Source organism: Priestia megaterium (assembly GCF_046599315.1).
In the GTDB taxonomy this organism is placed as follows: Bacteria; Bacillota; Bacilli; order Bacillales; family Bacillaceae_H; genus Priestia; species Priestia megaterium_F.
Map to the genome: position 1 here is coordinate 58,949 of NZ_JBKIKC010000010.1, position 19,925 is coordinate 78,873.

Consider the following 19,925-nt stretch of genomic DNA (forward strand, 5'->3'; position numbering starts at 1 on the left):
GACAAAAATATCGACATTATTCTAAGTTATCTCATGAGTTTTTATTACAACTTATACTGATGTCTTAATAAATGATATGATATGGGGCTTGTACAAAATTCCCTTTTCTTAAAAAAATTTATTTTTATTTATTAGTTTATAAAAAGGGATTTTTGTACAAGATTAAATTAAAAGGGTTAAAGGAGGGGTAGTTTTGGTTGAACAATGGTTCGGATTAGGAAAAAAGCGTAGTAAGTTTGGAAAATGGCTTGATAGACATGGAGTATCACAATCTGTTCTCGCTGACAGAACAAAACTAAGTACCTCAACTATCAGCCACCTAAGTACAAATAAGGATCGTGTACCTAATTTGAAAACTGCAAGTAAGATTATTAAAGAATTAAAACGACTAGATCCTAATATTAAGAGTGAAGATTTTTGGGATATTTAATAAACGCATTAATTCTAACAGGCATTTTTGTAGGGTTCCAATTTCCTAGATTATATTTTAAAAATGTGTATTCATATTCAGTTCTGGGTTAATTATAATTCTTATAGAATAGAAGCTTTCCCTTAGTTTTGCTTCTTAGCTAGATTTTATATTTTTCACGAATACTTACTACTTGTATAATTTAGAAATGATTTAAGTGTGTAGGACAACAGAAGAAAAAATAGCTGCTTGCTCTCCAGGTTGTTACTAGAACGTCTTCTTCCAATCCTCTAAAAAGAAAAACGCCTTATAGAGCCTAATCTGAGCTCTAAATACTAATTACGTTGGATTCTAATCCAAAAGGGTGATTCTATAGAGATATAAAAAAGATATGGTTCAACCTCTCCTTTTCATCTAATGGGCTTATATCCGTCAATGACATTCTTTGGAGCATCACGCGAACACAATTGTTTATAGACATCTAAATATAAAAAGAAATGGAATGTTTTTTAATCATTCTTTTTGATTTTGTAATCTAGAAACCAATAGATTGTCAGAATTTTTGTTTGTGTTTTTTCTGCTCATTAATTTCCTCCGTTATCATATCTAATTTCTTTTTAATATTATCCAATTGTTCATAAGATTCAATTAAATTTTTCAATCTTAATTCTTTCTATTTGTAAATATTTCAAATATCGAATTAATTACCTTTATAGCTAAACTTAAATTACAGGGATTTATATATGCAGGATATTTAATTAGGAATCATGAATATATGAACCTAAAAGCATAATGAAAGTAGGTGACTTTTATTTATGTTAGTAGGTGAAATGCTTAATAAAATTATAAATAAAGAAATAACAATTAATGATTTAGCTACAATATACAGCGTTACTGATCAAACGATCCAAAGAAAGATTAAAAAATTAGGTTATGAATGGGACAGGAAAAAGTCCACTTACAAATATATAGGAAAATCACCTCAACCTTTAGACACTGATTTTAGTACATTATTTAGGAAAAAACAGACTAGTAATTATAAACACGATCAGGTTAAAAATAAAGACAAGAAGAAAGTCAGTTACAGCAAGGGCACGAGTGACATACTAGACGTCTTATTGGTAAGAACGAAATCGTCACCTAAAAGAATATATCAAGGCTTTTACTTCGATAAAGACGTATTAAGTATTATAAATAGTGTTCCTAAAAATTATAAATCTGAACTAGTGAATGAAGCGTTAAGAAAAGTATTCAAGGAGAAAGGATTACTCTAATGAAAAAAGGGCACTCCCCCCTGGAAAGGAAGCACCCCGTGTCAATTAAAACGTTGGACCTTTATTATAGCATGGGTCGCCCTCAAAAAATAGAAGGGTCTTATCATGGATTAAAGTGAAAAACTATTAATGGGTATTGAAAATATCTTGAGTGTAGCGTCTGATTTAGTTGATGAAGTTGCTCGACTGAAGAGTGTAGAAGAAGAATGCAAAATCCCGAAAGAGAAAATATTTATGAATCAGCTTACTCAAGCACAAAAAGAAGTCTTTGTCTTGCTATTGATGGTCATTCTATTTTAGAAATACAAGACATCCTTCATAAAGAAGAGTGCACGATTAAGAATCAAAGAAGAAATATCTTAAGGAAGTTGAATACACCATCTATGACAGAAGTTGTTCAACAGTTTCAAAATTTGCATCGAGAGCCCTCACAAAAACTAATACGTGCTTTTTAACTATAGAATAGCCTTAAAGGCTATAAGAGCAGGCTTAAGCTTGCTTTTGATACGAGATGTATCATTTTCTATACATAAATGTTTCATAACTGGTGAAACATTTATGTGAATGATTTATATCCTAATTGAACACACTATTGAAAAGATGGAGAGATGTTCATTCTCAATTCTTCATTGTGTACTATGAATAGTCTAAAAGAAAAACCTACTGAACATGGGGTCAGTCTCAGGAGCAGTAGGTTTTTCTATTTTAAGCTGTATATGCTATACAACCTTAGTTAACATAATGGACTTTATCGGTAAGAAGAGTTCCCTACGTAAAGGTTCTTGTTGTTTTTATATTTATCAACTAAAAAAAGGTATTTACCTACTTATATCTAATCTTATAAAAGACCAAGTTCATAAAAGCTAGGTTATTCCCCTAATATAAATGTACTTGCTTAAACAAATGATATGAATAAAATGAAACTAATCACAGCCATTGCAATAAAAGTAAATCTAACACAGAAAAATTCTACAAAAGCCGTGAATGTAGTATTTAGAACCATTGCTGTAGAACATGCCTAGGGAAAAAAATCCAATTAGCTAGATTTGGTATATTTGAAATTCGAAAGCGCAAAAAACGAACAGGTCGCATTTTCAAACGGGTGATACAATGCTGATTCCTGCTTAAAAAATAGCTTCTCCTAAGGCAGGGAAGGAATCAAAACAAGATGTTAAATAACCTCGCGTACCCAAAATGGATAGAAAAGTTCTAGAGTTGTTCCAAATAGTTTTTTATCACATACATAGGAAAGAAAAGTGCCTTGTTTTGATTTTCAGAAAGTGATACAAGTTTATAAATTAAATATTTATTTGCTTTTGCTGCTGGATATATGCTCTGCCCCTTCAATCAAATCCGTTCACAACGATACGATTACACCATTTCATAGACTTTTTGTAGTTCACGTAATATCTTTTATAAATACACTCAAGGGGGAGCAAATCGGATGTCGCAAGAAATTGAATTATTGAATAAGGGAATTCATTTATGTAAGGAAATTATAGACTTATTAGAAAAAAGAGAGGATAGGAATGTAGGTTTTAAACAATTAGTTACAAAAAATGATTTCCATCCCTTACCTTTGGAACAGAAGAAAAAAATAATCTCTGGTAAATGACATAAGTCATGGACGTCCTGAACGAGAGTCTTACTTTGTTTTCTTTTCTTTATTCACAAAAAAATTCGAACTATGCGTAGACTTATCTATATGCAGGTATTCTGCATAAACCGTCATAACCAAAGGTTTATAAGCTTAAACGCTGGGTATTATAAAATCAAGACGATGTGTTAATAGTACCGCCCATGAGAGGGTGTGTTCGCCTCATTCTGTAAAAAATGGCGCTTAAAACGGCGTCATTTTTTATTTGTAAACAAATTTATGGCTTCAAGAGCGAGGCTTACATTTATATAAAAAAGGTAAATAGATTCCGGCCTAATGGGATCTATTTCACGTAGAGATTCAAAAAAATTCAAATGAAATTCCCTTTATTTTGGACAGGTTGATTCTATTGGACTCTCTTATCTAATTTAGATTTATATTGATGGATACACTGCTTAATAATTGTGTGAGCAATAGATAATTCTCCGCCTTCCTTCATTTCTTTGTTTAGACGGTAACTTACAGATATTTTGAAGTTTTTGTACGAGAGCCTTATTATGCATATAGTCATTTTCTAATAATCTTTTAGTGGAGTTAGTAATAATAAAGAACCTTAGAAAGATCCATTTAATTAAAGTTTAAGGTGCCTTTATTAGGATAATATAATAAATAAGCTAGGTTTAATCATAATCTGGTTTATTTTCTATATTGTAGGAGGAAACAAAATGGAACACGGTAAAGTGAAATGGTTTAATGCTGACAAAGGTTTCGGATTTATTGAGCGTGAAAGTGGGGAAGATGTGTTTGTTCACTTCTCAGCTATTCAAGGGGAAGGTTTTAAAACCTTAGATGAAGGTCAAGAAGTGACTTTTGATATCGAACAAGGGCAACGTGGCCCACAAGCGACAGGCGTACGTAAAGCTTAAAAAATAAAATAAAAACAGACTCTATCTTCAGAGTCTGTTTTTATTTTAAAAGTTCTTTTTATCAAAACTTATTCAAGAGTAATTGTTATTCCTGTTTCATTAATTCTTCTTCAAAGTAAAAAGTACTTGGGTATTTATCGACTGTGTAAGAGTATCTTTTCATGTTTTTTACATAATGGCTTTTTAAGATTGTAACTAATTCATTGGATACTCTTATAATTACTATTTCTCCACTAGTAAATATATTTTGGCTCATATCCTTGTCCTCCCTAATACCAAAAATAATAAAACTTTTATTTTCAATTGCCTTCTGACATAATTTAAATCTCCTAAGTTGAGGTTGAAAAATAAGGGAAATAAGCGAGTGAGGGGGGGAAGGGAATCTTTTGATAACAATTATGAGGGGGAAATTTCAAGAAAAGAAACTGTTAGGAGACAAAAGGTTTCAACAAACCTTTCGTTATAAGTTGGTAATTGTAATGTATATTAAACCTACTACAATATAAAAATATGAAACTTACAAAACATCCATATGATCGTTTATTCTTAGTTCGTTTACTCATTATGTTACTCCTTGCACTATGTACTAAAGACTACATTATATACTGATATTTGGAATATTTGCAAAAAAAATAAAAGATTATCTTATTATACCACTAATGTAAAATATTCAAATTGTATGCTGTGAAAAATATTATTACAATAGCTCATTTAGAAAAGAATTAATTAAATCGTTAAAGCCAGGAAAAACCCTATTGAGGGAGAGACAACAATGGAAATCATGTTCGGTCAGGATCATCAAATTACATCGAATACACTTAACATCATCCTAAATAAAAAGTATCTCAAAAGGGCTAAGTAAGCCAATGTAACAAAGGGAGTGGGCTTCAAGCGAATTGGTTATTACAACAACACTCTTGTAGAAGCTTCTAAAGCTTTCATAAAGAAAGAAATCGAGAGTAGTAATGAGTTATCTAGGGGAGTTGAAAAAGCATTAAAAAAAGTAAAAGAAGATACCTCTGAGAGTTTGAAATCGGTGAAGGTTGAAAGTTCGGTGAATTTATAAAAATCGCTCTTATTGGTTACAGCTTAATGGGAGACTCTAGTGCGCTGATTCCAACGCCATAGTCAGGCTTGCGACTTATAACAACCTAGCTTTCGGCTGCTCCTATATAGGGGTAAATAAAAAAGATGCTCTGCCAGAAGCATCTGTGTGATAAAAAGAATTTGTTACAAGGTAGTCTCATTATACACTACCACTTGTAAAATTAAACTGGGAATCTCTTCCCAGTAAACCTAACGCAAAAGATTTAGCTGCACCCTTTAACACATTTGTTTCTTTTTTCTTCTTCATAGTATCCTCTCATATAATCTATACGAATTAACTGTATGAGAGCTTCATGTACAATGTCTATACTGGTATGCCCTTCGAAAAAATCATTGTATATTATATACATTTTTAGTTATCATAACCCCAATTTTTGGAACAGGACGATCAAACAATCCCATGATGTGCAAGGGATTGCCTAAGTTCTAAATTTATTGTTTGGAGCACATATCTCATATAGGAGATTTTAGGACCTATATAATTTAAAAGTGCTCTTTCTTTGTTCCTGTTTAAAACGTTTTAGACGTAGTTCCCTTTTCTTATCTAACGTTCTATGTGATATTCGCATGATGGTACATATAAATATTAGGCTCACTGTAATAATTACGGCTTGTGGTAATCGAAGGTAAAAGCACAGTGTTACTGCGATTGGAGCTATAGCACAAATAAGGTTAACGATCCATTTCCTATTTCTATGAGCTTCAAGCTTTTTTTCAAGCAACTGTTTTTGTCCTTCTTTACTTGTCATACCTTTTAAATGATTTTGTGTAAGATCCATAGTTGTTTCTCCCCGATAAAGGTGAAAACCCTTTGCTGTTATAAGCAAAAGATACCTTTTTATGTGTAATTAACTCTTAAGGTGCAAAGCTTTTAAATAGAACATAAACATATATACCAAATGAGGCAACACATAGAGAAACAAAATGCAACAATAAAAAAAGAAGCTTTTGTTTACTCATTCGTTTATCTTTAATAAATAAAGTATAAATAAATCCAAAGATTCCAACCAAAATTAAAATGGTTAATGAAATCTTAATCAGTATAATAAAAGTACTTCCCGTGACTACAATTGATGGTATAAAAGATGCAACTATAATCGTATACATAATCAAAACAACGACTAAAGAAGGTTCTGATACTTTTAAAGAATTTTTTGAAAGTTTATCCATATTATCTCCTTTCTAACTTTAAAACTGCATCTTTCACTATAATGCATGTTTATAGAGGAAACAATTAACCTTTACCACCAAGTTCAATTTGTTTGACTTGTATCTTATACCTATTTCCTCCTTATGTAATATTAATTCTCAAAAGTGAACAGGGACAATTTTCTTAAAAATATGATATAGAGGATTTTATAGTCCAGGGAAGAATTCTAGAATGAAATCACCCTTTAAATACAATTAAGTAAATAAATTGTTAAATATTTTTATTATCTTCTAGCTGACTTTTGAAGTTCACTACATATTATAATTATTTATTGAACAAACTACTAAAGATGTTTTCAACAAAATATCATCTCAAAAATAATGGTACGCACAACAGAAAAACTCCCTACGAAAATAGGGAGTTTTTCTGTTTTTAAGCTGTATATCGTATACATATGTAGTTAACATAATCATGCTTCAAGGAAATAACCAAAAGAACCCTTACAGGAAAAGGGTTCTCTCGTGGGTGCCTCTAATCGGATATGCAGCTTTTTATACCTCTTTGATATGACGGTAATCTCTCCAGGTGTGCGTAAAGAAAAGGCGTATAAAGAGTCTACCTTTTATAGATATTCGGAGTCATCCAAAAATAGCCCTTACGGGAAAAATGTGCAATTTTTTATTTGCGGTTATATTTTGGTACTTTATAATTAGCATTCCATATAAAAAGCTATCTCGCTTATTGCTGAGGTAGCTTTTTTATATAAGAAAAGTACAAAGAAACCTTTACTTTATTATCCAAATTATTTATAATTTACAAGTCGATTAGTAAGTTAATCACCACTTACTAAAAAACAATCGCTTTCTCATGCTAGGCCAATGCGGAGAGAAAGCGATTGTTTTTTAGTTATAAAGAAATGAAATACTTACTTTGTTAAGCTTACTCTATGTAATTCATTTAATAATTGATCAATGGACTGACTGACTTGAAGTGTACTTTCACTGGTTATACCTTCTTCTCGTGCCACTTGGATCATATTCTTCTTGGCCTTTTCTATTTCTATCAGTAAAGTTTGTTTTAGAACACCCTTATCCTCCTGCACTATCTCTCCCACCTGTTTACTAAAAGTGTTAATTCATCAACCTATTTAACAATAAATGTATTATCCTTCTATTTCAACACCCAATATAAGATAAAGGTAAGGTATGTTTAATAATGCGTATTTAAAGGGTCAAAATCCTGAAAAAAGGGTTTAAATAGTCATTTTCTTTTTGTATTATTCATAAAAAATATAGAAAAATTTACATAAATTTGGTATTGTATACTTACTATGACGTTCACATTTCAACGAGTGTGAAATCAGAAAAACTGCCTCATTCCTTGTGTTGAGGCAGTTTTTTTAGGTTGGTCGTCATTACGTCAGATTGATTTTAATTCCATCAGAAGAAGCTGACGTTCTTGGATTCGTATTTCTTTGCTGTTTAGCTGAACTTTGGTATTTATCCATTAATTCATGAATACTTGTTACTTGTATAATGCGGATGTAATCTGAAAAAACAGCGTACCGAACAGGCGTAATCAAGATAACGGAAGGAAAAACAGCTGCTCGGTCCTCTGGCTGCCAATGTAAGGATTTCCATTCATCCGAAAAGAAAAACTCCTCATATAAATGAATTTTCTCCTGCATATTCTGTTCAGAATACTGAGTTCGTTGAATTTCAATCCAAAAGGGAGATCCTTTGAAGATACAAAAGAGATCTGGTTCTATGCCTCCTTTTTGTCCAGTGGGTTTATCTTCGACAATGACCTGTTTAGGCGCATTAAACATACACATTTGTTTATAGACATCTAGAATCGAAAGGAAATGTAATATTTTTTGAGAGTTCTTTTTAACCTTCGCATCTACAGGCAAATAGACGGTCGGAGAATACTGCTGTGTGCGTTCAATGAGCCCTAAACGATACAAACGTATCATCACACTATTGCATGCATTGACGGGCGATTTCAGCTGTTTAAAAAACAGTTCTACTAATGAGTCCCTATCGACAGCCCGAAACTGATTGATAAATCCAATGATGTCTTTATCACGCTGAGATAACCGAAAACTCATCGCTGTTCCCCCTTCTCCAATAATCCAAAGAGAGGCTGTGGTACAACCTCTAGGTGTGGTTCAGAATCTTTCACACGTGTTTTATACGGAGAAAGAATTTCCTTACACGCTTCTTCATCTAAGAAATAGGCTTGAAACTCTTTCACGTCATCAATTTTAATTTTCATGCGCCCTCTAGCAGCCGCATCGATTTCTTCTGCCCCAATGACTCCGGCAACCTTCGCATTTGTTACATCGGCTTGCCTTCCAGAAATCCGTACCCGCAAGTTCGCTTTTAATGCGGAGTTTAATAAATCCGCGTCAGGGCGCTGCATGGAAATAATTGTATGAACACCTAGGGCACGGCCTTGGCTGGCAAACTGTTGAATCATCTCTATAAGGTCTGTTTCTCGCTTAATAATGCTCATCTCATCTACAACCACGACAATGCGAGGCAGCTTAAACGGAAGCCTGCTGATATGTGTGACCCCATGCTCTAACAATAAATCGCCTCGCCGATACATTTCAGCTCGTAACAAGGCAAAGGGTTTTCGCATTTCTTTGGCTTCAAAACAAAGTGCATCGACGTGCTCAATTCCATGAAACAGGGTTTCCATAGATATCTTGACCGATGCATACCGGAAGCTCCATTTTTTTGATGTGGGGATGAATCGCGTCATACGTATAAGTAAGCATCTTAGGTAAGCTTTTGTGATGAACCGTAATACTAAAATTCTTTAGACTGCCATTTATTTCGATGTTGCTGCCTAATACTTGGCGTAAGGCCCATCTTTTTTTATTTAAAAGCTCAGGATCAATCCCGTTTAGTAAGGAAAAGGCGTACCGAGTGTACGTATGTTGGCTATCGATTTGATGAATCTTCGGAAACAGATAAGAGGTACGATCTCCTCGTTTCACCATCCGGTAAATTTCTGCCGTACGAAACGCTTTTATCAATTGGCCACGTAGCTTTAGTTTTTCAAACATGAATATTCCTCCTCAAAACATAAAGGTTGCAAAAAAGTAAATTAAGGCGCTATAGAAGGTGACAGGCAGGAACAAAGGAATAAGCCCTGAAGGGACGAGGTCTCGTAAGAGATAATTGGAGGGTTAAAGGAAAGATATTTCGAAAAGAAAACCTTTGTGTTTTTCTCATGTTGGCACCTTCTTTCATTCTTTTTATTTTTGGGCCTTTTACGTACCTGTTATTTCAGCTCAACGCATCCGGTCGCCCCCTTCGCCTCTTCGGCTCAGCTCCCTTACAGATTCCACCGAGGGCTTCACGAAGCCTATACAGCTTGTATTAACGCGGTAACGATACTGAACTAGATACTGATTAGGTAATGAAGTGATGATTCTTTAGATACTATGTAGCTACTGCAGGAAGCTTGCCTGTCCACTCAAAAAATAAAAAAGAACCCTTACTGCAGTAGGTAAGGGGTAGATGGTTATGTAAGAGGTGCTGGATTTTTATGTGTGAATGGTTGTCTCAAAGTTCTATTTTTTCATAACATGATGTAGAAAGTTATTCATAGAAAAAGGGAGAATGGATTTCCATTCTCCCTTCAGCCATCACTTATAAAGTTGTCTTAGAAACGTCCACCGCCAAGTTGTTGCTCAGCCATTTGTACAAGACGCTTAGTGATTTCGCCACCTACTGATCCGTTTGCACGTGAAGTTGTGTCAGCACCAAGGTTAACACCAAATTCGCTAGCGATTTCATATTTCATTTGATCGATTGCTTGTTCAGCACCGTTTACTAATAATTCGTTACGGCTACCACTGTTGTTGTTTGCCATGTTGTGTCACCTCCTTGTTTCTTTTAAGTTTCCTATTGTAGAAGAGGTATATGCATGGTAAATAGTGGATGGATAGTTCCTCGTTTGATTGACATACTAAACCTTAGAAGCAAATTGCACTGTAAAAAGTGGGATATCTGTTTCACTTCCTTGTGATAAAGATTAAACATTTGCCATGTGTAGAAAAAAGAGCCTTATCTAAAAAATACGGCTCTTTTTCTATTTATTGACGACGAAGCTTTTCAATTTCTTCTGAAGTAAAGCCTGTTAATTCAATAATTACAGCATCATTAAGGCCTTTTTCAATCATGCCTAAGGCTACTTTTTTTAGTGTCTCTTCTTTTCCTTTTTTTTCTCCAAGTGTTTCTGCTCTTTTCAGAGCAGATTTTTCATCCAAAAGAGCTTTTCGTCTTGCTTCATAAGCAAGTAATACTTCTGGATCTTGACTCACACGTTCCCATTCATCCATTGCTTTCTTTAATACTTGATCTTCTTGCATCGCAATCTCCTCCAATACCTGAGTGATTTCTTCATCTTCCGATGCTTCAAGCAATAATAACCATCTAACAAGTTGATCTGCTCGTGGATCTACCTCTTTATTTCGCCATTTAATTAATAGCTTAGGTAGCTCCATAAAGTGAATTTCCAGCATATCTGTTAAAAGTAATTTCTGTTCGCGCTCATATAACTGGAAGGTGGAGTGATAATCATGCATATGTGATAAATAACGGAAGTTCACAATGTTAATCGTAATGGTTTTACAAAGCTCTCCGTAATCCATGCCTTCCTTCATTTGGCTACTATACATTTTGGACCAATAATAGAGTGTTCGCTTTTCCATATCATGCTTATTATTAAGTTGAATTTCAATATTAACGCGGCTTCCATCTTCTAACTGCGCGTGTACATCTAAAATTGAACGTTTATCTTCTTGGTTTTCTTTATTAAAATGCGGATCTAATAACTGAACCGTTTGAATCTTCTTCTCATCTGGAAAGCGAAGTGCCGCATTTAAAAAGGCAGCTAAAATGGATTCATTTCCATGGGTGCCAAATAACGATTTAAACGCAAAGTCGACACGCAAATCTAATCGTTTCGTCATAATGCCCTCCGTCATATTTATGTTTGTTATTAGTATAGCACGACTAGATTTCTTCTTCCTATATCACACGTTCTAATTCGATACGCTCACATTGAAAACTTGTTACTCCTGTTAGGTGAAAAATCTCCTTAATAACCCATTATTCAACATAATTAGATGAATAATAAGAGGGATTTCTTTTTGTTTAAGTGCTGCAAGACATTAATTATGTGTCTTTTTTATAATACTATTCTCATTTATTTCAAAATCAAAATACTCCCATAAAGCTTGGATGAACCTGATAAAACCAACGAAATAAATGCTGATTACTGAATGAATTCGGTATTTTATCTTTTTGATAAATTGGACGAGAGATCTAAAGATTTCCTAAGGATTAAAGTAGAACGTATTGAGGATCAGTGGGAGCATGAAACAGAAGCCAAGAATGACTTCATATAATTCCAAATAAGGCCCCTATTATTATGCTTAAAAAGAAATTAAGATTGTAGTGTAAAAATATTTTAGTTGCCGACCACATAAATGTGTGCTAAATTCATTTATGTGGTCGACCATGAATATGTTTTCAAAAAATCACAAATAGGATGGAATAAAATGAATAAGATAAAAATTTATAATATATTAAGAGTAGTTTTAGGGTTAATAATTATCGGCTCAGGAATTGCGATGTTACTTGGTTTAACAGCCAATATGAAATATCCTAGTGCAGGTGCCAATGATTTTATGAGAGCACTAGAAAACACAGGCTACTTTATGCCATTTTTGGCTATTGTAAAAATAGTATGTGGTATAGCGTTAATCAGTAATCGATTTACAAAACTTGCTTTAGTTATTTTCATGCCTGTTTCTATTAATATGACCATGTTTCATATCTTTTTAGAATTGTCTTCTGGTATACCAGCGTATATTATCTTAGCGCTTAACACATATTTATTATTTATGAATATTGAATATTATCGTTCAATGTTAAAGGTAAAATAATTCAATTTAACGCATTTTTACAAATGGTATAAATATCCATTTTGTAGTTTGGTATTTTAGTTTCTGACCACATAAAAATATGTTACATGGATTTATGAGGTCGGAAACAAATAATGATTTAAAGGAGAAATGGAATGTGACTAATTTATGAAGTCCAATAACTATAGGAAAGTTAAATTTACCTCATCGTTTAGCCATGGCCTCTATGATTAGAATTCGTGCGCTGCCGGATGGGACACCCGGAGATCTTAGTGCAGAATATTACGCTCAGCGTGCCTCATTAGGTCTGCTCATCAGCGAAGGTACCCAGCCTTCAGAAGACGGTCAAGGCTATAACACGACGCCCGGAATTTACACAGAAAAGCACATTGAAGGATGGAGAAAGGTTACTAATGAGGTTCATGATGCAGGAGGATACTTATTCATCCAGTTAATGCATGCGGGGAGAATGTCACATCCAGATAATACTCCTCACCAGCGTCAAGGAGTTGCACCATCAGCAATTGCACCTGAAGCTGAAATCTCCACTCCAAATGGTATGATGGAGATTCCAGTTCCTAGAGAGTTAAGCAAAACAGAAATAAAAGAAACAGTTGAAGATTTTAGAAAAGCTGCTGCTGGTGTAGAGATTCATGGTGCCAATGGTTACCTTATTCATCAATTTTTTGGTGAAAATTCAAATATCCGTACAGATGAATATGGAGGGTCTGTAGAGAATCGTGTTCGCTTTGCTATTGAAGTATCGAAAGCAATTGTAGAAGAAATTGGAGCAGAACGCACGGGATTTCTTATCTCTCCTAATGCACCATTTAGTAAAGTTAATGAAGGTAAGAGTGGTTCAGACTTATATTGTTACCTAGTTGAAGAGTTGAAGAAATTGAACTTGGCCTATGTTCACGTAATGAATGGTGGAGATGAAGAGTTACTTCACAACATTCGTACTTTATGGCCTAATACTTTACTGGTAAACACCCCTGGTCGTGCACTAGAAGACATTGCAACTGACATTGAGAATGGAATTGCAGACGTTGCACCTATTGGTGCTTGGGCATTAGCAAATCCCGACTTTATCGAACGTTTAAATCACAATGCACCTTTGAATGAACTAGACAGAGGTACATTTTTTGGTGAAGGCGGCCACGGTTATGTTGATTATCCGACACTAAAAAAGTAAACTAGAGAAAAAAGGTAAGGATATTTCATGAAACATAAAAAAGAAGATTTAGATAACAAACTATGTGGAGACAGTTTAAGCGTAGCTGATCAGAATCCACTTAGTTACGCAATTTTCGCTCTATCACGTTCCCATCGCGCCCTAGGTGGTCAGATGCTTCGCGAGATAGGACTGTTCCCAGGGCAAGAGATTATTCTTATGCAGTTGTGGAATCAAGATAACCAGTCACAGAAATGCCTTGGACGAGCCTTGCGTCTTGACCACTCAACTATTGCCAAATCTGTTCGAAGACTAGAAGATGCAGGTCTTATCGTTCGTAATCGTTCCAAAGAAGATGGTCGTGTCACTATTGTGTCGCTAACTCAGGCAGGACGTAACCTTGAAATAAAAGTTTTAGATATCTGGAATAAACTTGAGAAAATAACCGAAGAAGGTCTTACAGAACAGGAAAAAAAATTATTATTGACATTATCACAGAAAATTGCATCAAATATCGATACTAGTCTAGAACAACCATAACATTTCATGGGTAAACATGAATCTCAAGAAGCATAAGCTAAAGAATTTATGGATGAATTCTTTTATTTTGAACAGACGGCATCTTATGGTGAGTCTGTTTCTTTTTAGACATATACTAAAGAAATAAATACTGATTAGTAAACGAAGTAGTGGTTCCATAGATACTATGTAGCTACTTCAGTAAGTTTGCTTGTCTACTCCTAGAACTAAAAAAGAAAAATTGCTACATATTAAAATAGTAAATCTTCTTCTTTAATTAATGAAAATGATTGGGCTAGTTGGATTCGAACCAAGGAATGACGGAATCAAAGTCCCTAGTCTTACCACTTGGTTTTTTAGAGTACAAGTATCAGTATTTCCAAGTTTTAGAGGTTAATTGTAATTTTCTTGAAGTTTTTGGATCAGAACCTGTTTTATTAAAAAGGGGGGTATGCTATCATCTTTGCCAGTTTTTCAGGTTTATATACATTTATTTTTTAAAATGATAGTTTGAGTTTTGCAGTGGGTGATTAGTTATGTAGCAAAAATAAATTTTTTTATAATTTTCATATTTACGATGAATTTCGTATAATGAGATTATGAAAGGGTATACATAAATTCAAATGAATAAGAAGTGAAAGAATTGTTATCATTCTATTCATATAATTTCTTTATAGGCAATTAATCTATTAAAGGTGAAATGATTATGATGGCTAGTCTTATGAAGTCTTGGACAATATGGATGAAAATTGGAGTTATTTTATTCGGGGTATTCTTACTATCACGCTTGGGTCCTGATGAGATTGGGCTTACTGATTTGCTTATTTCATTAAGGGAAGATAAAAAAACTGGAAATGCGTTAATGCTTGCCGGTTTTTTGTTAGTGTCTTTAAATACAGTTTTAGCTTTATTTCATTATATTGGTGCACTGCTGTTGGGAGATGAAATCGGTGATCGTTTAAACCGTCCGTGGTTAAAAATTATCATTCCTCTTGTTATTATTCCTCTCATCTATATTGTGATAAATGTTTATTATTCTTTAACATACTCATTTAGCACCTATGCGTTGTTATTATTGTTAGCAATCTTATTATTGCAAACCTTTGGGAAGGATAGGCTAAAGCCAATTATCAAAACAATTATTTGTTCACAATTAATCTTTGGTATTGAATGGCTGAATGTGATTCCTTCTTTATCCAAATATGGATTTGGCCAAGGAACGATTTCAAAGGAAATAAAAGATATAGCAGTTCAAATGGGATTTGAGCAATCTTTAACATTGTACAGTTTAACATTGTGCTTAATTTTTGGTATTAATGCTGTTATTTTAGCTGTGTATTTTTTATTAGCTGAACAAAAGTGGAGGATAAAACAAGAGCTCCATTATGCGCAGTTAGAAGCAATGCAGTCAAGATCAGGACGAGAAGCACTGTATCTAGTCCATGATTTAAAAACACCTCTCACAGTAATTGAGGGGCTAAATTCTTTAATTAGTATAAGAGTAGACGATTCTAAAATTAAAGAATATTGTCACAAGATTTCATCATCGATTCATTCAGTTAGCGACATGATTTCTGAGATTTTATATGATGATAAAAAACAGTGGTGCCGTATAAAAGATTTAGTTGGATACGTCAAAGCAAGCAGACTGAGCGGGACAAATCTTAATCTGAAAGTAGACTTTCAAGCAGATCCTGAAATTAAAATTTTAATTAATAAAATCCGAATGACAAGGGCATTAGTGAATTTAATTGATAATGCTTACGATGCAGTGAATGGAATAGAAGATGGCAAGATTTTTCTTAAGATAAAAACCCATGAAAACGAACTTTGGTTGGGCGTATCAGACAATGGGAAAGGGATTACACCTAAAGAACAGGAGAAAATATGGAAAGCCGGGTTTAGTACAAAGTCGCATCCAGGGATGGGGTTAGCTTTTGTGCGACAAGTTGCTAAAGGACATGGTGCATCTTTAGAAATTGATAGCAAGCTTAGACAAGGGACAATGATTTGGATTAAACTAGCCGAGGAGAGTGTGGCAAGATGAAGATTTTAGTCATTGATGACGATACATCAATCCAATATATGCTAAGTGAAATTTGTGAATTTGTCGGCTGGAATGTAGATACTGCCAACAATGGAAAAGAAGGGTTAAAGGTGTTTGCTGAAAAGGGAGCAGATGTTGTATTAGTTGACTATCATATGCCGGAAATGGATGGAATAAAAACAGTAGGTGAGCTTCGTAACCGTAATGCTAATGTTCCAATTCTTGTATTAACAGTCGATGAACGTCAAGAAATTGCTGATCGCTTTCTTGAAGCAGGCGCAACAGATTTTGCATTAAAGCCTGTAAAGGCACCTGATATGATTTCAAGAATTCAGTTGCATGCTCGCCTTGCAGAATTAACTCGATCAGCTTCGCAGCAAACATCCCTTGAAGAAAGAGATGTTTTTGCAACAAAGGGAATTAGTAAGAGAACACTTGGTCATATTAGTGATTTTTTACAGTTCAACCGTGAACCTTTTTCTGTTGATACAATTTCTAAAGAAGTTGGTTTAGCTTATCCGACCGTCTATCGTTATATTATACATTTACTTAATGAAGGAAAAGTGAAAACGATTGTGAGCTATCAAAAAATGGGGAGACCAAAAAATTTATATGAATGGATTGTCGACTAAAAACTGCCTTCATGCTAGGCAGTTTTTTTCATGATAATGCTGGGATGTACAGTGGTGGATCTAAATCATGTAGTAAGCATTAGCAGACGTGCAAGACTTTTTTTCTTTTTTTTCTGTATTTTTATATTTTCAGATAATATAAAATCATTTTACAACAAATAAAACAATTTAAAATCTAGATGCTTTGATTGAATGCCATTTTTTTGCTGGTGATTTTATTGTTAAAGTTCACCACGACTAACGTAGCTTTGAATAGAATGATGAATTTATTAATTAACGTTCATTTAGATTTTGCTATCTTTCCTTTTTGGATAAGATTCACCGCAAAATGTAAACGCTTTCTAAAGTGTTCATAATGATTTGATGGCGGGCACAATCCTCATCGTATTGGGCGTAGATGGAACGAATCAATAATTTGTCTAATAAAATAAAAGCCATGCAATTATGCTGTAAATTCCAACGACTGTTGTATGGTTTAATATTTAATTATCTTTAGGGGGACTTTATTATGCAAGCAATTGTAAAAAATGATGTTCAGCAACCAAACCAGCCCAGGAAAAAACATCCTCCTGGACTATATATGCTGTTCGCGACTGAGGCATGGGAGCGTTTCAGCTATTACGGGTTGAGAGCAATTCTTGTTCTCTATTTAACAGCAACTGCTGTAAACGGAGGGCTTGGAGTCGACAAAGCTACGGCTATGAGCATTTACGGGTTCTTTACTGGTGCCGTTTATATTACGCCAATGATTGGTGGATACTTATCTGACCGTTTCTTAGGCAGAAGGTTGGCAATCAAGATTGGTGGTATTTTAATGGCGCTTGGTAATTTTTCATTATTCTTAAATCAGAGTATGATGGCGCTTTACATTGGTCTTGGTTTATTGATTATCGGTAATGGTTTCTTCAAGCCAAACATCTCGACCCTTGTTGGCGATCTTTATGAACACAACGATCCGCGTCGTGATGGGGCTTTTACTATCTTCTATATGGGTATTAACGTTGGGGCTTTCTTCGCACCATTAGTAGTTGGACTTATGAGCTATAAATATGGGTTCTTGACAGCAGCACTTGGTATGATTGTAGGGCAGTTAATTTTCAACCTATTAGGCAATCGCTATTTAGGTGATATCGGTAAAGAACCTACTGGTAAACCGGAAGTTACAGCTGGTCAGAAATCCTCTTCCCCGTTAACGAAAAGAGAACGAAAACGTACAACAGCTATCATTGTTTTGGCAGTCTTCGTTATTGCGTTTTGGGCTGCTTTCGAGCAGGCGGGAAGTTCATTGACATTATATGCCAATGACCAAATTGATCGGAATGTATTTGGTTTTGAGGTTCCAACTGCCTGGTTCCAATCATTGAACCCATTATTCATCGTGATTTTAGCACCAATTATGTCTGCTCTATGGTACAAGCTTGGTAGCTCAAAACGCGGTGACTTAAAAACTCCAACAAAGATGGCTCTTGGTTTAGTCACTGTTGGTTTAGGTTTCTTAGTACTACTTCCTGCTGTTATGTATACAGGAAACGATACAGCGTTGAAAGTAAACGTCCTGTTCATGATTGTAACGTACTTTCTTCATACATTAGCTGAATTAATGATTTCACCAGTTGGTTTATCAATGGTAAGTAAAATTGCTCCAATCAAGCTTGCCTCTCTTCTAATGGGGGCTTGGCTGGCAAGTTCCGCAGTAGCTAATATGGTAGCCGGCCAATTAGCTGCTTATACACAGTCTCTAGGTTATCTGGAAATTTTCAGTGTAATCGGTTTTGTAACAATCGGTTTAGGTATCGTATTACTGCTTCTTTCAAAGTCAGTAACAAAGCTAATGGAATAATTAGAATAGAAGGTTGTCCCTAAAGGCATATTATGTGCCTTTAGGGACAACCTTTTTTTATTTAGTGTAGAAAAATCAAAGAATCGGTCCGAACTAGTGTGAGAGGAGCTTTCACAACTACACAAATCCGAAAGGAACGATTCTCTTTTATACGAAGTAAAAATTCATGGATTGATAGAGTTATTTTTTGGGAGGAAATGGAATCGTATTTATAGAATAGTTTTATGTACTATGTAAAGGTTGTCTTTGTGGATTGTGGGATTGTGTTTTTAGAATAAATTAACCTTTTATGGAGGGGAATATGAGCGAGCAAATTTATTATTGGTCTCCTATTAAGCATTGGGAGAAGGTGCATAATGAAGTTTTGATAGGGGAAACGAGATATACAGGAGTTATGTCTGAGTGGTTTCCTGAGTTTTATTTTCTTACCCAAAAGGGGATGACGATCAGTCAGCTATTAGAGCGCTTTTCGTTAGGGAATGAAGAAGAGGTACAAAAAATAGTAGAACTTATGATAAAAGATCGGGTGTTAGTAAGTAACATATTACATCCAAGAGAAGTATTCTCCACACAAGAAAAAATTTTTCCGAATCCATATAGCGATCAGATTCGTTTCTCTAAAGATGATCTAGATAAGTATATCAGTGAACAATTAAATCGAATACATCCTGCTGCGCGGTCAACCGGAATACAACTTGAAACAAAAGATGAGCTCCCCGCCATGATCAGGGAGCGTAGATCTTGCCGCAAATTTGATATGAAAAATCCCGTACCTTTTTCAGAATTTGCGCAACTGTTTTCTACTCTCAAACAGAGGAAAGAAGAAAAAATCTACTACCATTACGCCAGTGCGGGTGGAGTTTATCCCATTGATATTTTTGTCTATATAAAACCGAAACGTGTAGAAGATATAAAGGCCGGTTTTTATTATTATAGCCCATCAGAGAATAGTCTTATGTTTGTAAACAACATTGACCGAGTAATCAAGAGTGATCATGAGATGATTAACCAGGAATTATTTACCCAGTCTGCCTTTTCGGTTTATCTAGTCTATAATTCGCGCGCTTCCATGCCTAAATATGGTTCAGATGGATATTTATTCGCCTGCATTGAATCAGGCATCATCACTGCTACGTTAAATATGGTGGCTGAGACATTAAACTTGGGAGTTTGTTCCGTTGGACATATGAAATTTGAGGATATTCATCGTTTTTTAAGTTTAGATAACCATCAGGTATTTCTCCATGGAATTGAAGTTGGGTTAAAAGTTAGCGAATAGATGGAAATTAATGTTAGGGAGATG

At 34.5% G+C, this 19,925-nt stretch carries 21 protein-coding genes; 12 read left to right on the forward strand and 9 right to left on the reverse strand.

Annotated elements, in window-relative coordinates; genetic code table 11:
* Positions 1–193 precede the first annotated feature (193 nt).
* The 5 genes from ACLHDF_RS22995 to ACLHDF_RS23015 all read left to right on the forward strand — a co-directional run bounded on the left by ACLHDF_RS22995 (position 194) and on the right by ACLHDF_RS23015 (position 4,206).
* Positions 194–430 carry a helix-turn-helix domain-containing protein gene (locus ACLHDF_RS22995; protein ID WP_413920922.1) on the forward strand — a complete coding sequence of 79 codons (237 nt, stop codon included), beginning with the start codon at positions 194–196 and terminating at the stop codon, positions 428–430.
* A 794-nt stretch (positions 431–1,224) separates the two neighbouring features.
* Positions 1,225–1,683 (forward strand): hypothetical protein, encoded by a 459-nt coding sequence (locus tag ACLHDF_RS23000; RefSeq protein WP_413920923.1) that lies wholly within the window; start codon positions 1,225–1,227, stop codon positions 1,681–1,683.
* A gap of 129 nt (positions 1,684–1,812) precedes the next feature.
* Positions 1,813–1,983 (forward strand): hypothetical protein, encoded by a 171-nt coding sequence (locus ACLHDF_RS23005; RefSeq protein ID WP_413920924.1) that lies wholly within the window; start codon positions 1,813–1,815, stop codon positions 1,981–1,983.
* A gap of 1,144 nt (positions 1,984–3,127) precedes the next feature.
* Positions 3,128–3,298, forward strand: coding sequence for a hypothetical protein (locus ACLHDF_RS23010; RefSeq protein WP_413920925.1), 171 nt, complete (start codon positions 3,128–3,130; stop codon positions 3,296–3,298).
* A 707-nt stretch (positions 3,299–4,005) separates the two neighbouring features.
* Complete coding sequence (locus ACLHDF_RS23015; RefSeq protein ID WP_413920926.1) at positions 4,006–4,206, forward strand: cold-shock protein; 201 nt, start codon at positions 4,006–4,008, stop codon at positions 4,204–4,206.
* 85 nt (positions 4,207–4,291) lie between these two features.
* Here the strand turns inward: ACLHDF_RS23015 and ACLHDF_RS23020 are convergent, their stop codons facing one another.
* The 9 genes from ACLHDF_RS23020 to ACLHDF_RS23060 all read right to left on the reverse strand — a co-directional run bounded on the left by ACLHDF_RS23020 (position 4,292) and on the right by ACLHDF_RS23060 (position 11,453).
* Positions 4,292–4,462 (reverse strand): hypothetical protein, encoded by a 171-nt coding sequence (locus ACLHDF_RS23020; RefSeq protein ID WP_413920927.1) that lies wholly within the window; start codon positions 4,460–4,462, stop codon positions 4,292–4,294.
* 1,318 nt (positions 4,463–5,780) lie between these two features.
* Positions 5,781–6,092: a hypothetical protein gene (locus tag ACLHDF_RS23025; RefSeq protein WP_413920928.1), complete on the reverse strand. Its 312-nt coding sequence runs from the start codon at positions 6,090–6,092 to the stop codon at positions 5,781–5,783.
* Positions 6,093–6,168: 76 nt separating this feature from the next.
* The gene (locus ACLHDF_RS23030; protein WP_413920929.1) at positions 6,169–6,483 is read right to left on the reverse strand and encodes a hypothetical protein; all 315 of its coding nucleotides are present in this window, start codon (positions 6,481–6,483) and stop codon (positions 6,169–6,171) included.
* 905 nt (positions 6,484–7,388) lie between these two features.
* Positions 7,389–7,565: an aspartyl-phosphate phosphatase Spo0E family protein gene (locus ACLHDF_RS23035; RefSeq protein WP_413920930.1), complete on the reverse strand. Its 177-nt coding sequence runs from the start codon at positions 7,563–7,565 to the stop codon at positions 7,389–7,391.
* Positions 7,566–7,877: 312 nt separating this feature from the next.
* Positions 7,878–8,573 carry a hypothetical protein gene (locus ACLHDF_RS23040; protein ID WP_413920931.1) on the reverse strand — a complete coding sequence of 232 codons (696 nt, stop codon included), beginning with the start codon at positions 8,571–8,573 and terminating at the stop codon, positions 7,878–7,880.
* Positions 8,570–9,169 (reverse strand): hypothetical protein, encoded by a 600-nt coding sequence (locus ACLHDF_RS23045; RefSeq protein ID WP_413920932.1) that lies wholly within the window; start codon positions 9,167–9,169, stop codon positions 8,570–8,572. The genes ACLHDF_RS23040 and ACLHDF_RS23045 overlap by 4 nt, the downstream gene beginning before the upstream one ends.
* On the reverse strand, positions 9,144–9,539 hold the full coding sequence (locus ACLHDF_RS23050; RefSeq protein ID WP_413920933.1) for a hypothetical protein: 396 nt from the start codon (positions 9,537–9,539) through the stop codon (positions 9,144–9,146). Before ACLHDF_RS23050 ends, ACLHDF_RS23045 begins: the two co-directional genes overlap by 26 nt.
* 602 nt (positions 9,540–10,141) lie before the next feature.
* Positions 10,142–10,351 carry an alpha/beta-type small acid-soluble spore protein gene (locus tag ACLHDF_RS23055; RefSeq protein ID WP_128820028.1) on the reverse strand — a complete coding sequence of 70 codons (210 nt, stop codon included), beginning with the start codon at positions 10,349–10,351 and terminating at the stop codon, positions 10,142–10,144.
* A gap of 223 nt (positions 10,352–10,574) precedes the next feature.
* Positions 10,575–11,453 (reverse strand): Rpn family recombination-promoting nuclease/putative transposase, encoded by an 879-nt coding sequence (locus ACLHDF_RS23060; protein ID WP_413920934.1) that lies wholly within the window; start codon positions 11,451–11,453, stop codon positions 10,575–10,577.
* A 591-nt stretch (positions 11,454–12,044) separates the two neighbouring features.
* Here ACLHDF_RS23060 and ACLHDF_RS23065 point away from each other — a divergent pair.
* From ACLHDF_RS23065 to ACLHDF_RS23095, 7 genes are all read left to right on the forward strand, one after another.
* Entirely contained in the window at positions 12,045–12,431 is a 387-nt protein-coding gene (locus tag ACLHDF_RS23065; RefSeq protein ID WP_413920935.1) for a DoxX family membrane protein, read from the forward strand.
* Between the two features lie 163 nt (positions 12,432–12,594).
* Positions 12,595–13,605 (forward strand): alkene reductase, encoded by a 1,011-nt coding sequence (locus ACLHDF_RS23070; RefSeq protein WP_413920989.1) that lies wholly within the window; start codon positions 12,595–12,597, stop codon positions 13,603–13,605.
* Between the two features lie 27 nt (positions 13,606–13,632).
* The gene (locus ACLHDF_RS23075) at positions 13,633–14,124 is read left to right on the forward strand and encodes a MarR family winged helix-turn-helix transcriptional regulator (RefSeq protein ID WP_413920936.1); all 492 of its coding nucleotides are present in this window, start codon (positions 13,633–13,635) and stop codon (positions 14,122–14,124) included.
* Positions 14,125–14,809: 685 nt separating this feature from the next.
* Positions 14,810–16,150 carry a sensor histidine kinase gene (locus ACLHDF_RS23080; RefSeq protein ID WP_413920937.1) on the forward strand — a complete coding sequence of 447 codons (1,341 nt, stop codon included), beginning with the start codon at positions 14,810–14,812 and terminating at the stop codon, positions 16,148–16,150.
* A complete protein-coding gene (locus ACLHDF_RS23085) occupies positions 16,147–16,782 on the forward strand; it encodes a response regulator (protein WP_413920938.1) in 636 nt (211 codons plus the stop codon). Before ACLHDF_RS23080 ends, ACLHDF_RS23085 begins: the two co-directional genes overlap by 4 nt.
* Before the next feature lie 508 nt (positions 16,783–17,290).
* Positions 17,291–18,622 carry a peptide MFS transporter gene (locus ACLHDF_RS23090; RefSeq protein WP_413920939.1) on the forward strand — a complete coding sequence of 444 codons (1,332 nt, stop codon included), beginning with the start codon at positions 17,291–17,293 and terminating at the stop codon, positions 18,620–18,622.
* 301 nt (positions 18,623–18,923) lie between these two features.
* Complete coding sequence (locus tag ACLHDF_RS23095; RefSeq protein WP_413920940.1) at positions 18,924–19,901, forward strand: SagB/ThcOx family dehydrogenase; 978 nt, start codon at positions 18,924–18,926, stop codon at positions 19,899–19,901.
* Positions 19,902–19,925: the final 24 nt, after the last annotated feature.

Coding starts and splice junctions, on each gene's coding strand:
- ACLHDF_RS23000 (WP_413920923.1), top strand. CDS start 1,225: ATGTTAGTAGGTGAAATGCTTAATAAAATTATAAATAAAGAAATAACA.
- ACLHDF_RS23005 (WP_413920924.1), top strand. CDS start 1,813: ATGGGTATTGAAAATATCTTGAGTGTAGCGTCTGATTTAGTTGATGAA.
- ACLHDF_RS23010 (WP_413920925.1), top strand. CDS start 3,128: ATGTCGCAAGAAATTGAATTATTGAATAAGGGAATTCATTTATGTAAG.
- ACLHDF_RS23015 (WP_413920926.1), top strand. CDS start 4,006: ATGGAACACGGTAAAGTGAAATGGTTTAATGCTGACAAAGGTTTCGGA.
- ACLHDF_RS23020 (WP_413920927.1), bottom strand. CDS start 4,462: ATGAGCCAAAATATATTTACTAGTGGAGAAATAGTAATTATAAGAGTA.
- ACLHDF_RS23025 (WP_413920928.1), bottom strand. CDS start 6,092: ATGGATCTTACACAAAATCATTTAAAAGGTATGACAAGTAAAGAAGGA.
- ACLHDF_RS23030 (WP_413920929.1), bottom strand. CDS start 6,483: ATGGATAAACTTTCAAAAAATTCTTTAAAAGTATCAGAACCTTCTTTA.
- ACLHDF_RS23040 (WP_413920931.1), bottom strand. CDS start 8,573: ATGAGTTTTCGGTTATCTCAGCGTGATAAAGACATCATTGGATTTATC.
- ACLHDF_RS23045 (WP_413920932.1), bottom strand. CDS start 9,169: ATGGAAACCCTGTTTCATGGAATTGAGCACGTCGATGCACTTTGTTTT.
- ACLHDF_RS23050 (WP_413920933.1), bottom strand. CDS start 9,539: ATGTTTGAAAAACTAAAGCTACGTGGCCAATTGATAAAAGCGTTTCGT.
- ACLHDF_RS23055 (WP_128820028.1), bottom strand. CDS start 10,351: ATGGCAAACAACAACAGTGGTAGCCGTAACGAATTATTAGTAAACGGT.
- ACLHDF_RS23060 (WP_413920934.1), bottom strand. CDS start 11,453: ATGACGAAACGATTAGATTTGCGTGTCGACTTTGCGTTTAAATCGTTA.
- ACLHDF_RS23065 (WP_413920935.1), top strand. CDS start 12,045: ATGAATAAGATAAAAATTTATAATATATTAAGAGTAGTTTTAGGGTTA.
- ACLHDF_RS23075 (WP_413920936.1), top strand. CDS start 13,633: ATGAAACATAAAAAAGAAGATTTAGATAACAAACTATGTGGAGACAGT.
- ACLHDF_RS23080 (WP_413920937.1), top strand. CDS start 14,810: ATGATGGCTAGTCTTATGAAGTCTTGGACAATATGGATGAAAATTGGA.
- ACLHDF_RS23085 (WP_413920938.1), top strand. CDS start 16,147: ATGAAGATTTTAGTCATTGATGACGATACATCAATCCAATATATGCTA.
- ACLHDF_RS23090 (WP_413920939.1), top strand. CDS start 17,291: ATGCAAGCAATTGTAAAAAATGATGTTCAGCAACCAAACCAGCCCAGG.
- ACLHDF_RS23095 (WP_413920940.1), top strand. CDS start 18,924: ATGAGCGAGCAAATTTATTATTGGTCTCCTATTAAGCATTGGGAGAAG.